This is a genomic window from Caldisericota bacterium, assembly GCA_034717215.1.
GTDB lineage: Bacteria > Caldisericota > Caldisericia > Caldisericales > Caldisericaceae > UBA646.
On record JAYELD010000048.1, the window covers coordinates 1 to 12,255 of the forward strand.

Annotated in this window: 14 protein-coding genes; 1 reads left to right on the forward strand and 13 read right to left on the reverse strand. The window is 35.3% G+C overall.

All coding sequences use genetic code 11. From position 1 onward, the window contains the following. Nucleotides 1–42: 42 nt before the first annotated feature. From U9Q18_02290 to U9Q18_02335, 10 genes are all read right to left on the reverse strand, one after another. Nucleotides 43–963 carry a ParB/RepB/Spo0J family partition protein gene (locus U9Q18_02290; GenBank protein MEA3313188.1) on the reverse strand — a complete coding sequence of 307 codons (921 nt, stop codon included), beginning with the start codon at nucleotides 961–963 and terminating at the stop codon, nucleotides 43–45. Next, nucleotides 950–1,711 carry a ParA family protein gene (locus U9Q18_02295; GenBank protein ID MEA3313189.1) on the reverse strand — a complete coding sequence of 254 codons (762 nt, stop codon included), beginning with the start codon at nucleotides 1,709–1,711 and terminating at the stop codon, nucleotides 950–952. The genes U9Q18_02290 and U9Q18_02295 overlap by 14 nt, the downstream gene beginning before the upstream one ends. After that, entirely contained in the window at nucleotides 1,708–2,247 is a 540-nt protein-coding gene (yfcE, locus tag U9Q18_02300; GenBank protein MEA3313190.1) for a phosphodiesterase, read from the reverse strand. The genes U9Q18_02295 and yfcE overlap by 4 nt, the downstream gene beginning before the upstream one ends. Before the next feature lie 88 nt (nucleotides 2,248–2,335). Next, entirely contained in the window at nucleotides 2,336–2,710 is a 375-nt protein-coding gene (locus tag U9Q18_02305; GenBank protein ID MEA3313191.1) for a metal-dependent transcriptional regulator, read from the reverse strand. Then, nucleotides 2,707–4,638, reverse strand: a complete 1,932-nt coding sequence (gene feoB, locus U9Q18_02310) for a ferrous iron transport protein B (GenBank protein MEA3313192.1) — start codon at nucleotides 4,636–4,638, stop codon at nucleotides 2,707–2,709. The genes U9Q18_02305 and feoB overlap by 4 nt, the downstream gene beginning before the upstream one ends. Further along, nucleotides 4,635–4,928, reverse strand: coding sequence for a ferrous iron transport protein A (locus tag U9Q18_02315; protein ID MEA3313193.1), 294 nt, complete (start codon nucleotides 4,926–4,928; stop codon nucleotides 4,635–4,637). The genes feoB and U9Q18_02315 overlap by 4 nt, the downstream gene beginning before the upstream one ends. 83 nt (nucleotides 4,929–5,011) lie before the next feature. Beyond that, complete coding sequence (locus U9Q18_02320) at nucleotides 5,012–5,518, reverse strand: transcription repressor NadR (protein ID MEA3313194.1); 507 nt, start codon at nucleotides 5,516–5,518, stop codon at nucleotides 5,012–5,014. Continuing rightward, nucleotides 5,511–6,938 (reverse strand): sodium:solute symporter family protein, encoded by a 1,428-nt coding sequence (locus tag U9Q18_02325; protein MEA3313195.1) that lies wholly within the window; start codon nucleotides 6,936–6,938, stop codon nucleotides 5,511–5,513. Before U9Q18_02325 ends, U9Q18_02320 begins: the two co-directional genes overlap by 8 nt. Further along, nucleotides 6,935–7,114, reverse strand: a complete 180-nt coding sequence (locus tag U9Q18_02330; GenBank protein ID MEA3313196.1) for a hypothetical protein — start codon at nucleotides 7,112–7,114, stop codon at nucleotides 6,935–6,937. The genes U9Q18_02325 and U9Q18_02330 overlap by 4 nt, the downstream gene beginning before the upstream one ends. Nucleotides 7,115–7,324: 210 nt before the next feature. Beyond that, nucleotides 7,325–8,122, reverse strand: a complete 798-nt coding sequence (locus tag U9Q18_02335; GenBank protein MEA3313197.1) for a metallophosphoesterase — start codon at nucleotides 8,120–8,122, stop codon at nucleotides 7,325–7,327. A gap of 148 nt (nucleotides 8,123–8,270) precedes the next feature. Between U9Q18_02335 and U9Q18_02340 the strand changes: the two genes are divergently transcribed. After that, complete coding sequence (locus tag U9Q18_02340; protein MEA3313198.1) at nucleotides 8,271–8,750, forward strand: hypothetical protein; 480 nt, start codon at nucleotides 8,271–8,273, stop codon at nucleotides 8,748–8,750. Nucleotides 8,751–8,855: 105 nt separating this feature from the next. Here U9Q18_02340 and U9Q18_02345 read toward each other — a convergent pair whose 3' ends face one another. The 3 genes from U9Q18_02345 to U9Q18_02355 form a co-directional block, all read right to left on the reverse strand. Continuing rightward, on the reverse strand, nucleotides 8,856–9,161 hold the full coding sequence (locus U9Q18_02345) for a hypothetical protein (GenBank protein MEA3313199.1): 306 nt from the start codon (nucleotides 9,159–9,161) through the stop codon (nucleotides 8,856–8,858). A gap of 144 nt (nucleotides 9,162–9,305) precedes the next feature. After that, complete coding sequence (locus U9Q18_02350) at nucleotides 9,306–9,755, reverse strand: hypothetical protein (protein ID MEA3313200.1); 450 nt, start codon at nucleotides 9,753–9,755, stop codon at nucleotides 9,306–9,308. 344 nt (nucleotides 9,756–10,099) lie between these two features. After that, nucleotides 10,100–12,157, reverse strand: a complete 2,058-nt coding sequence (locus U9Q18_02355) for a GAF domain-containing protein (protein MEA3313201.1) — start codon at nucleotides 12,155–12,157, stop codon at nucleotides 10,100–10,102. Nucleotides 12,158–12,255: the final 98 nt, after the last annotated feature.

The following is a 12,255-nucleotide window of genomic DNA, read 5'->3' on the forward strand; positions in this document are numbered from 1 at the left end:
TCTCTAAGCTGCTTCTTGGTAAGAACGATTAACTGCTACGAATTATCTTTCTAACTTTTCCAGAAGTTCTTCAATCAATTTTTTTAGTTGAATCAGGTCTTTTTTAACCTTTATTTTTTCCTTTTTGTCCCACCTATCTAATTTTTTCTTTGATAAGTTTTCTATTCTTTGAAAAACAATATGTAACGGGTCTCTCTTGTTTTTCCTCCCAATTCCAGTTATTATATTTTTTGTTTCTTCTGAGCTGAGTCTTTCTTTTTCTATAAGTTGTGCTATCGTTCGCATTGTTTGAAAATCTTCCAATTTCAGCAGATGTTCAATGTGGCGTGATGTAATAGGCGAGTTTGGACTGTCTACCTTTTTTTGCAGGTCTTCCGGAAGTTCAAGAAGTGAAAGCCATCTCACAAATGTAATTGGGCTTTTTCCGGTCATTTTGCAGAGTGCGCTCACTGTGTGCGCAAACTTTTTTGGCGTATTTCTTCTCATCCTGTAATTTATGAGTAGTGTTTTTATTTTTTTTCCTTCTGCGAACGGAGAAAGATATTCATTAATAACTTTTGCTCGCTCGATAGGAGTAATGTCTTCGCGCTGAAGGTTTTCTATAATCTGAATTTCTCGTATTTCTCTTTTGTCGGAAGGTTTTAGCTCTATAACGGGAACTGTTTTCTTCCCCGCTAAAATGGATGCTTTCCATCGTCTTTCTCCTGAAATGATAATGTACTGACCGTTGTTTTTATATACAAGTATCGGCTCGAGCACCCCTTTTTCTTTTATACTGCTGGCAAGTTCTTCTAAGGAATCTTTATTAAAAAGTTTTCTTGGTTGTTCGACGTCAGGTTTTATTTTATTTGTTTCGATATCCATTACTCTGGAGAGGATTTTTTCATTTGAAAGCTCTTCTATGTAGTTGCTTGTGTAGCGAACCTTGAAATTATTTGGCAATCCTCTTTTATTCTTTGGCACGACTAATTACCTCCTTTACTATTTTTTTGTACGACGCTGCTCCCGTTGATGACGGTGCAAACGAAAAAATGTCTTCTTTATAAGCTGGGCTTTCTTCAAGCCTAACGCTACGGTGGATGATTTCATTAAAAATAAGTGTGCCAAATATATTTTTTATCTGCTCTAGGGATTCTTTGGCAAGGAGAGTTCTTGGATCATACATAGTGATTAGCACCCCTAGTAATTTGAGTTTTTCGTTAAATGTTTCTTTTACGCTTTTGAACGTGTCCATGAAATCTTGCACTCCCTCTATAGACCAGGGAGATGGTGTAATAGGAATCAAGACATTGTCCGATGCAATCAATGCGTTTACTGTAAGAAGTCCCAATGAAGGAGGAGTATCAATGATGATAAAATCAAAATTCTTTTCAAACTTGCTTAGACTCTTTTTTAGTTTCAGGGGTGCATCAATTTCTGCCATAAGATTCCTTTCTACCTTTGCGAGATGAATAGATGAAGGTATGGAGAATAAATTAGGTACTTTTGTCTCTCTTATAAGTGCCTCTGATTCGGTATCGTTTTTTAAAAAGAGAGAGAATATGGAATTTTGTGTGTCTTCTGAAGAAAAAAATGCAGAGGTGCTGTTACATTGTGGATCACAATCCAAAAGAAGTGTTTTAAATCTTTTCCTTGCAAGCCCCGAACTGAGGTTAATTGAAGTTGTTGTTTTACCAACGCCACCTTTTTGATTTGCTATTGTAATAATCATTTCATCTCCTTTATTTCGGCATTGAATTTGCCGTTTTCTATATTGATTATAGCATAACTTTTGTTAAATCTGTTTTTTGGTAGTGCAATAGAACCTGGGTTTAAATGTATTCCCCAGGAAAAGTTTTCTATAAGAGGAATATGTGTGTGTCCTGTGACAAGTATATTAATTTTATTGTTACTGCCAAATTGATCAAAATTGTTGTTTGGTATTTTGTGGCCATGTGTTATGGCAATATGTACTTTTTCGATGAATACAAAGGAAATATCTTGCAATATCGGGTATTTGATAAGTGCCTGGTCTACTTCTGCATCACAGTTTCCTCTTGCAAAAATAATCTTTTTTGGGAATTTATTAATTAGTTCTGCAACTTTCTCCGGGTTGTAGTTTTTCGGGATATGGTTTCGTGGCCCGTGATATAATATATCTCCTGCACATATCAAAAGATCTGTGGTGCTTTCAAGTATTTCTAGCACATTTTTTGTATCCTCTAAAGAACCGTGCAGATCTGAAATTACCCCTATTTTATTTGGCATGATTTATTTTAATCTATTTTTATAATTTTAGCAACATATAAAATAAGTGGAAAGGCGTACAAATAAATGATTGAAAGATTTTTTGAAGCTAAGATAGAATTTTTTCGATGAACTTTTTTAATTTTTCTCTTGTTTCGTCTGAGATGAAGTGCTCTATAAGACATGCTTCTCTAAAAGCTTTATCCTGCGAAATTCCAAGAACTTCTTTTAAGAATTTGTAAAGAATCTGGTGTTTGTTCCATATTTCTTTCCCAATTTTTTCTCCCTTTTTAGTTAATGAAACATCGCTGTATGGGCAATGCTTGACATAACCATTTTTGATTAATTTATTAATGGCTTCAGTCGCTGAAGGAAGTTTTACTGAGGCAAGCCGCGCTATGTCCTTCATTCTTATGTCTTTTTCTTTTTGAGAAAGTATGTAAATTGCTTCTAAGTAATCTTCTATGCTTTTGGTGAGTTTCATGGCATAAATATCCTCAAAACTTGGTTTAAAATGCCACCGAGAACAATTGCACCAAGAAACTCGCCAATTGCTACTGTCGTTGCCCTTTTCCATCCAAATTCTCTTTTAAAGACAGCAATTGTTGCAATACAGGGGATATAAATCATTGTGACGAAACCAAATATGAATATCTGCCTCGGGGTAAGTATTTCTGCAAAATTTGCTGTGTGGTATAGAGCGGATAGCATAATGAGTGTGAGTTCTTTTCGCAAAACACCAAACAGAAATGTAATTCCGGCAAGCGGCGGAAGGCCTAACCAGTTTGTCATAACGGGCTTAAAAAAGTTTGCGATGGGGACAACCCAGTTTAGTTCAGTAAATACTTCCATTACTATATTTGCCGCAATGATGATGGGGAATGCAAAGTACACAAAATCTTTTAGTCTTACCCAGGTTTGTCTCAGAATAATTTTTGGAACTGGCTTTTTGTAACGAGGCATTTCCATAACCAATCCTGTCGGGGAACCTTTTATGTATCTGTTTAATAATCTTCCCAGAATGTACATTAATATGAAAGTCAAGGCGTATATTATTATTGCATAGATAGGCCCTAAAAATGCAGCAACAAGTCCTAGCAAGATGACAGTTCTTGCAGAACAGGGCACAAGAGTGGCAAGGGTCGCGGCAATAAATCTGTCCCTGTCTCTTTCCATAATACGTGTTCCAAGTACTGCCGGGACAGTGCATCCAAATCCTTCGATAAGTGGCATAAACGCTTTTCCATGTAATCCTAATTTATGCATTACATTGTCCGTGAGAAATGCAATGCGTGCAAGATATCCACTATCTTCAAGGAGTGCAAGAATTAAGTAAAATGGCGCAATATATGGCAGCACAATGGCTATCCCAGCAATAATTCCTATCATAAGGCCATTCCAGAGCAACCTATTTACAATGGGAGGAAGCGGCAGTTGTATGAAGATTGGTTTGAGTAATTCCAAAGAGGTACTAAGTAACTCTGAGAAATAGCTTCCAAATTTAAATACTCCGTAGAAGATTAAAAGTATGAGTCCTAGGAGTAAAATGTATCCAGTTATTTTGTTTAAGGCAATTTTATCTATATTATCCCCAATATTTATTTTTGTCTTGCCTTTTTTCTTTGTTACTTGTTCTGCGATGCGCGATGCCATTGTATACCGCTCGGAAATAATTACTGTTTCTGGTGATTCGCCGTGTATTTTGGTAAGTTCTTTTTTAAGTTTTTCTGCAAGTGCAATAATATCAGGATTTTTTACTATCGTTTTTATTGAGATGTCATTTTCAAGCAATTTTATTGCTATAAAGCGGGGCGGGTAAAAAATATCTATTTCTTTTTCTATTTCTGAGGTAAGGATGTTGATTTTTTCCTCTACTTCCTTCCCATATAAAATAGGTTTTATCTTCTTTGTATTTTTGATGACTTCTTTTGATTTCTCAAAAAGTTCTTTCAGTCCTTTGTTCCGTACTGCAATAGTTGGAACTACCGGTACGCCAAGCAGGCTGGAAAGCATTTCAAAATCAATGCTTAACCCTTTGTTTTCCATAGCGTCATACTGGTTTAATGCAACAATAAGTGGGGATTCCAGTTCAATAAGCTGAAGGGTGAAAAATAAATTTCTTTCAAGGCTTGAGGCATCCACTACATTTATTACAGCATCTGGTTTTTCTTTTGCAATAAATTCACGAGAAACAATTTCTTCTTCAGAATATGTTGAGAGGGAATAGATACCCGGAAGATCAACAACATGAATTTTTGTTCCTTCCTGTTCAATGAGACCCTCAGCTTTTTCTACTGTTTTGCCGGGCCAGTTTCCTATGATTTGATTGCCACCGGTAAATTGATTAAAAATTACACTTTTCCCCACATTTGCATTACCTGCAAGTGTAATTGTGTATAACTTCCTGTTCATATTTTTTCTACATATATACGTGAAGCAATATTTCTTCCAATTGCAAGGCGCGTGCCCATAACAGATATTTCTATAGGTCCTATAGGCATATTCCTTATTACCTCTATTACACTGCCGGGGATAAGGCCCATTTCTTGAAGTCTTCGTGCAAGTCCCATTCCCATTCCGTGTTTTCTTTTACGCCAGGGTCCTAGTCCCTGGTTTTTAAATCGTTCATGACCTGTTGAAAAACCTATTACTTTAGCTTTATCTCCAGGATTTAGATGTATTAAAGTTATTTTTTCGCCCATATTTTTTCTCTCCTATTTATTAGGTGAACCTAACTTTTAAATTATATCATGGTATAATTGGTTGTCAAGAGAGAAAATCATTTTTAGAGATCGAGAAACCCTTTTTCTTTTAAGGCATTTTTAATTTTTTCCAATCTTTCTTTTGAATCTGCTTCTACTGTGTGGAGGTGTATTCCGTTAGACAGAGTAAGAAGTGGTTTTGCATGGGCAGTTTCCATTTTGGCAAGGAAACGCCTGATATCTCCAATTGTTTCTATATTTAGATTACCTCTTATCTCTCCGTAAAGCGGGTGCTCAACTATGACATCTAAAACTCTTCCCCCGTTTTGTACAATTATTGACAATTCTTTCTCTATGGATTCTTTTGTATGTTTTACAGCAAAGACAGTTTTAACGCCTCTTTCTTTTTGCATTGCATATCCCTTTGGAGTTGCATTTATTTTGTATCCTGCAGCACGCAGGAGGGCAATATCTTTTATAATTATCTGTCTTGTAACTCCCATTACTTTGGCGACCTCTGTGCCGGACATAACAGATACTTTATTTTGAAGCAGATTCAATATTGCTTTTCTCCTTTCCTTATCATTCATTTAATAGTACCTCCTTTTTAGATTGTTGTTTTGATCTGCCCGTTCTAAGGCTTACCAGTATAAATGTTAAGGTGGATATAATAGCACACCATACACCGGGCCACATACCGAGAGGAAAATATTTGGTAGAGTATAAAATTATGACAGTTGTTCCTCCGGCAAGGATGCTTGTGATAGCCCCCATTTTTGTTGCTCTTTTCCAGAATATGCCAATATAAGCAGGTGCAGTTGCAAGAAGGCCTGCAGATGACATCACGGAAAGTTCAACTATTGCGCCAAATCTTCCTATTGCAAATATGAATGCAAGGATAGCAATTATTGGAACCATCAATACACCGAATGGCAGCTGTCTTTCTTTATTAGTTTTAGAAATCTTGCCAAAGATATCTACTGTACACATAGAGCTTAACGATAGGATAATGGAGTCAACTGTTGATACGGAAGCGGCAACAATGCTGATAAACACAATGAGAGCAAGAGCAGTTGGCACACGATTTAAAATCTCCATAGTAACTGTGTCTGTTTTTAAGATGTTTGGAAAGATACATTTTGCTGCAAGACCGAGATTTACCACGATGAATGTATATATAAGGCCAAAGAGAGAAAATCCTATTACCATATTTTTTAAACTCTTTCTATCCTTTGGCAAAAACATTCTCTGGGATACCTGTGGGTTTGTCAATGCAAAGAACATCCAGGGTATTGAAAGGCCAATGAATTTTTGGTATGACATATTTTTTGCAGAAAGCAGTTCGGGATGACTGTTTTGTAAGGTTCCAAAGAAATTTCCAAAATTTCCAAATCCAGACAGTACTACATAAAAAAGTAGCACTATGGAGGCTATGATCATGACAACGGCCTGTAATGCATCTGTCCATGCGACAGACCTCATGCCTCCCCAGAATGTATATGTGATGATTACGATTAGGGCGATTGTGATACCGACAATATATGGTATTCCAGCCAAACCTTGAAGCAGATAACCTATTCCCGTAAATTGCACAGACATGTAAGGAACAAGCATAATCAAAGCAAAAACTGTGACAATAATTCCAAGTAAATTACTTTTATATCTTTTGCTTAGCAGTTCCGTTGGTGTGATACAATTATATTGTTTACCCATGGCCCAAAATTTTGGTGCAAAGTAAACAAGAAGAAGCACTGTGCTTATGAGATATGTCAATTCAAAACCCATTGCACTGGCACCTACTGCGTATGCCATACCTATAAGCCCCACCATCATAAATGCGCTGTATGTTGTCGCACTGTATGTCATTGCAGCGGCAAAACCGCCCAGTTTTCTATTTGCTATAAAATATTCTGCAATACCCCTTCCTCTTTTTTTCTTTGCATAGTATGAAATGAGGCAACCAATTGCAAACCAAATAGCAAAAACAAGAATCACAGCTGAAGTTTTCATACTTGCTTGCCTATTAAAAAGATGCCATAAAGAATCGTGAGGATAGTGAGAATTATCCAGAAGAGGTAAGCCCCTACCATTTTAGGAGGTAAAAGAAATGGCACAGTAAAATCTAATGAAACTATAATAAGATACACAATCCAAAACCCTTTTCCTTTTGCGTAAGCATTTTTCATTTTATTGCCTCTCTTGCTATATATACATGTATATATAGTTACTATAATTTTTTTGTAATTTTTGTCAAGAGGGAATAATGTTTTTCTCTTATAATTGGTTTTGAAGTTACTATTATCGTGCATTGACTGAGAAAGCCATCAAAATTTACTGACATTTTTGTTCTGTGAAAAGTGCTAACTGTTTATTAATCCAATATAAATAACTTAGTGCTATTTTTTACTTCTTAAAGTGAATACGGTTATCTCCGGATGACACAGGAAGCGGGCAGGAATCCCGGAGGTTACAATTCCCCTGCTTATATAGAGTTTCCCCCATTTTGTTTCATACATACCTTTTACAAAATCTGTTTTGCTTGGTATCCAGAAAGGTTTTATAAATGGAATGTTTACCTGTCCCCTATGAGTATGGCCACAGATTATTAAATCAAAATTTTCTTGCTCTAAACGAAGGGTTATGTCTGGTGCATGTGCTACAAGGAGTGTGAAATTATCTGTGTCTAATTCAAGTATTGCTTTATCAATATTATCATGTCCTGTGTAAGGATCACTGACTCCAACAATATTTATAGAATCGTTTCCCATGGATAATACTCTGTTTTCATTCATTAAAATATCTATTTGGTGATTTTTAAGAGAGCGAATTAGTGGCTCTGTATCACCAGCCCAGTAATCCCAGTTTCCAAGAGTTGCATATGTTTCATAGTCGAGCCTGTCAAGGAATTCATTCACGAATTTTAAATTCTCTTCTTTTTCATAAAAATCTCCACTTATAATTAATAAATCCGGTTTGATTATTTTTAGCAAAAATAGAACTTCTCTTTCTCTTAAACCAAATCTTTTTATATGAAGGTCAGAGATCTGGACAATTTTCATTTTATCAAAAGAGACTGGTATTTTTTCGGATTCAATTGCTTTTTTGTTTATAAAAACAATATTTGGCTCAATACAAAAGGTATAAAGCAAAATTATAACAAGAAATGTGATAAGGTATTTTGCGAATCTTTTCATTTAATCCTTCTTAGAAACACAATTAAATTTCTTCTCCTTTCGCTAAAATTATATACTATTTTAGAAAAAATGTTCTGGGTTGGTAAATAACTTTCTTGTTATTATAATTTAAAAATAAGTAAATTCCAACAACAAAGGAGGAAGTGATATGGAGGAAGAAAAAGTACTGGGAGTTATTCCGCATGTAGGGTTAAAAAAGGGGCTATTTAAACCTGAGAGCTGCAATCTTGTTATTACAAACAGAAGAGTTATTGTGGCAAAGTTTTCAAAGGATATCTATAAAAAAGAGACTCAAGAACGTGTCGAAGAAACAAAACAGGAAGGCAGGGGGAGATTTAAACAGTTTCTTGCATCTGCAAGCACTATGACAACATTTTACAAGAGATACCTTGATATGGAGCCCGAGGATATTCTAAAAGAAACACCGGGAACATTTACCATTGAACCAAGCACAGTGATTAAGACGCAATTGAAAGAGGGAAGGCGTTACAGTGACGAGGACGGTTTTGAGCAACAAAATCCTCATAGCCTTTTGATTGTTATGCCAAAAGCCAAACTTCAGTTTAATTTTTCCGGGGATATAAGAAACGCAAGAAATCTTCTATCAGATCTATTTGGCAAGATTTAGAATAATAAGCAGCAGAAAAAATAAAGATTGATTTTACGTCACACTGGTGTCAGGCCCCAGTGTGACGTAGCGTGAACTTTTAAGAAGAGTTGATTAGATTATTTTTTAGTTTCCAACAAACTTATGGCCTTTTAGTGTTATTGCTCTAACAATCCTTTTGTCATAATCTGTGTCTCCCGGTACAAGGTTTGCTTTTAAAGAGATGTAATCCTCAAGAGGGCCGCCAATGATTTTTTCTCCGAGAATTTTCTGAATCTGAAATATACCTGATGAATTTGACATTTCAACAATCAATTCAATGGGCTTTTCCTCTCCTCTTAATATCAAAACTCTTTCAATGGATAAAGCAGAAACAACATGAATACTGCGACTGCCCAGGTCATATACCATTCTTCCTCTTCCCTTTGTCATATCCGTTCCATCTCCTATACCAACAAGTGTGCTTCAATTGTGTAATCCGGAACATCTGCACTATGAGAGTATATAGCGTTTAGTATGAATCCTCTTATTTCGGTTTTATGTTCAAGGTCATCGTAAATCCTAGGAAGAAGTCTGTCAAGTACAGGTATAGCAAGATAAGAGCTGTGCAGAGGGTGATTTTCTGTATATCTGATTTCCAATGTTATGAAGAAGTGCTGCCGACAAGACTATCAAATGGTCATCACCATTATCATCGCCTCCCTCTTTTATGAAATCGGGTATGATATCCCTTTCAAGCAAAAGGTCCAGCATTTTAAGGGCTGATGCGCATACAATTTTTGCGTGCACTTCACCGTGGTCATTGTATTTTAGCTTTTTAACAGTAATAAAATTAGAAAGATCCCAATCTGCCCGGACTCCCGGATCTGTGATAAGCATTTCAAACATCTTCAATGCTTTCGGGTAATTTTTAATGGATTCTGTTATTGCATCAAGAGACTCCGTTTCAAGAAAGTCATAACTTTCAGGTATCTCAACTTCAATCCCGATGTTTTTAAGGTTCTTTGATTTGAATTCTTGGTTCATTTCTTTCTCCCTCCTTAGAATTTGATGTGTATGTTCCAACCCCCTTAGGTTAGACATAATCTTAAAATCAGCATAGCAAAAAATAATGTAAAAGGAAAAAGGAGTAATTTTCTTGTACTGCAAATCTTTAAGCAATCATTCATATGTCCATCATTTTTATTTTACTTGAGGCGGTTATAATTAGAGTGTTTGAAATGTAAGGTATAACTAAAACGTAGACATTTATTGTTATTTCAGAATATAATTTTTAATTTATTTTTATGAAAGATTAAAGACGGATTATGTGTGCTGAATTTAAAATCTTTGAAAACCAAAAATTATCTGTATAGGAGATATACAAGTTTTTACTCTTTAAACTTAAACCCTTTTTCTTTAAATAATTTTATACAGACATTGACAACCTTTGAGTCATAAAGAATACCTTTATTCTTTTCTATTTCTTCCAGTGCTTTATCAATGCCAAGTGCCGGCCTGTAAGGCCTGTGGGAGCTCATCGCTTCTACTACGTCAGCTACTGCAAGTATTCTTGCTTCAAGCATAATTTCATTTCCCTTAAGTCCGTTAGGGTAGCCAGAGCCATCCATTCTTTCATGGTGCTGAAGCACGATTTTTGCAACAGAAATAGGAAATGTAATATCTTTAAGTATTCCGTAACCAACTTGAGGGTGCATTTTAATAATTTTAAATTCTATTTTTGTTAGTTTAGATGGTTTGGTTAATATCTCTGAAGGAATAATTATTTTCCCGATATCATGAACCAGTGACACAACTCTCATTAAATCAGATTTATATTTTGTAAACTTTATCTCTTTCGCAATTGCCTCAGTAAGCTGGGCTACTCTTTTTTCATGGATTGCAGTGTAAGGGTCTCTTGCCTCAACGATTTTTACACTAGCATTAACCATATCGATCAAAGTTTTTTGTAATTCCTCGTAACTCCATATTAATTTTTCCTCTGCTTTTCTTCTTTGTTTAACCTCTTTGTGTGCATCTTCAAGCAAACGGGCTTTTTCAATTGCAATAGCTGCTGCATTGGCTAAAGGTTGAAGTTTTTTTGCATCCTCCTTGCTGAATTTATTGGGAGTTTCACTAATAATTGTAAGCACACCCAATACGCTATTGTGGAGAATAATGGGTACTACAGCATACGATTTTATCCAGGCAGTTTCTTTAATAAATTTCCAATCCGGTTCTTTTGCTGTATCGGGGATAATGAGGATCTTTTTTTCTTTGATAGCTATCCCGGGGATTTTATATTTATCCAGAGGCATTTTTAAATTGGCTATAAATTCTTTTATCCCGTACTTTTCATGACCTTTCTGGCATGCAGTGTATAGTATATCATTCTTGATCAAATTAATTCTTGATGCATCGCTTGGCATAATGAGATTTGCCTGATTGAGTATTTCATCAAAAACTTCATTTAAAGTGGATTTGGAAGTAAGGGCAATGGTTATTTTTGCAAGTGTCTCCGCCTGCAGGCGCTGTTCACGCTCTGTCTTTAAAAGAGTTTTTTGTTTTTCTTCCATTTCCTTTTGTTTAATTGCTGTTGCAATCTGGTTAGAGACAAAGCTAAGAATGTTTTTATCCTCCTCAGTGTATATAACATCTTTTGTGTAGCTAGAGATTGCTAATACTCCTATTGTTTCATTTGCATTTTTTAGCGGAACACCAAGCCAGGAAACTGGCATTATACCACGTATTTTTATTGTGTTACTATTTTCCAGTTTCTTGATGAGTTTTGGATTGGCCATGAATGGTTGTCCCTTGTTAAAAACATATTCTGTGATACCATTTTGGGCTTTTACGGGAGCAGGTTTTTTCTCCTTTTCATCTACCCAGTACGCAAAATTAAACATTTTAGAATCCTTATCATACAATGCAATGTAAAAATTTTCTGCAGGCATAAGGTTAGCAATTTCCTTATGTATGTTTTTGCACAGTTCTTTTAAATTTTTAGCTAAATATCTTGATTTAGAGATTTTATACAGTGCCGATTGAATTTTTTCTTTATTTTTAAGAGCGGTTATATCCGTGTAAACGGCTACAACTTCTTTGTTTTTGAGTCTTTCACCTATTATTGCAGCGCTTATACGGCATAGAATATTTTTGCCGTCTTTACGCCTGCAGGGGAATTCTGTCTTGTATTTTTGATTTTTTTTAAGTACAGAGTAAAAATTATTTCCAATTTTTTTGTAGTCTTTGTCTGAGCGGTATAAAATTCTTGTTGATTTTCCGATTAGTTCTTCTGGTTTCCAGCCAAATACTTTGGTGGCACCTTTATTAGCATAGGTAATACGACGGTTTTGCAGATTAAACACTGCATGAGGAATTGCATCAAGTGTTGAAGATTTTAGATTTTCAGTTTCATTCAAAAGCTTTTTTATCTTTTCTTTTTTCATAAGATTATGGTTTCTTTTTTAATTTACTATTTAAAATATTTATATTTTCCCCTTCTAAAAATTATAACTGTTTTTCCAAAAAAAAAAGCAAACCAAAA

Bases quoted from the DNA above. Each gene is read 5' to 3' on its own strand.
- U9Q18_02295 (MEA3313189.1), bottom strand. From the start codon at position 1,711: ATGATTATTACAATAGCAAATCAAAAAGGTGGCGTTGGTAAAACAACA.
- yfcE (MEA3313190.1), bottom strand. From the start codon at position 2,247: ATGCCAAATAAAATAGGGGTAATTTCAGATCTGCACGGTTCTTTAGAG.
- U9Q18_02305 (MEA3313191.1), bottom strand. From the start codon at position 2,710: ATGAAACTCACCAAAAGCATAGAAGATTACTTAGAAGCAATTTACATA.
- feoB (MEA3313192.1), bottom strand. From the start codon at position 4,638: ATGAACAGGAAGTTATACACAATTACACTTGCAGGTAATGCAAATGTG.
- U9Q18_02315 (MEA3313193.1), bottom strand. From the start codon at position 4,928: ATGGGCGAAAAAATAACTTTAATACATCTAAATCCTGGAGATAAAGCT.
- U9Q18_02320 (MEA3313194.1), bottom strand. From the start codon at position 5,518: ATGAATGATAAGGAAAGGAGAAAAGCAATATTGAATCTGCTTCAAAAT.
- U9Q18_02325 (MEA3313195.1), bottom strand. From the start codon at position 6,938: ATGAAAACTTCAGCTGTGATTCTTGTTTTTGCTATTTGGTTTGCAATT.
- U9Q18_02330 (MEA3313196.1), bottom strand. From the start codon at position 7,114: ATGAAAAATGCTTACGCAAAAGGAAAAGGGTTTTGGATTGTGTATCTT.
- U9Q18_02335 (MEA3313197.1), bottom strand. From the start codon at position 8,122: ATGAAAAGATTCGCAAAATACCTTATCACATTTCTTGTTATAATTTTG.
- U9Q18_02340 (MEA3313198.1), top strand. From the start codon at position 8,271: ATGGAGGAAGAAAAAGTACTGGGAGTTATTCCGCATGTAGGGTTAAAA.
- U9Q18_02345 (MEA3313199.1), bottom strand. From the start codon at position 9,161: ATGACAAAGGGAAGAGGAAGAATGGTATATGACCTGGGCAGTCGCAGT.
- U9Q18_02350 (MEA3313200.1), bottom strand. From the start codon at position 9,755: ATGAACCAAGAATTCAAATCAAAGAACCTTAAAAACATCGGGATTGAA.
- U9Q18_02355 (MEA3313201.1), bottom strand. From the start codon at position 12,157: ATGAAAAAAGAAAAGATAAAAAAGCTTTTGAATGAAACTGAAAATCTA.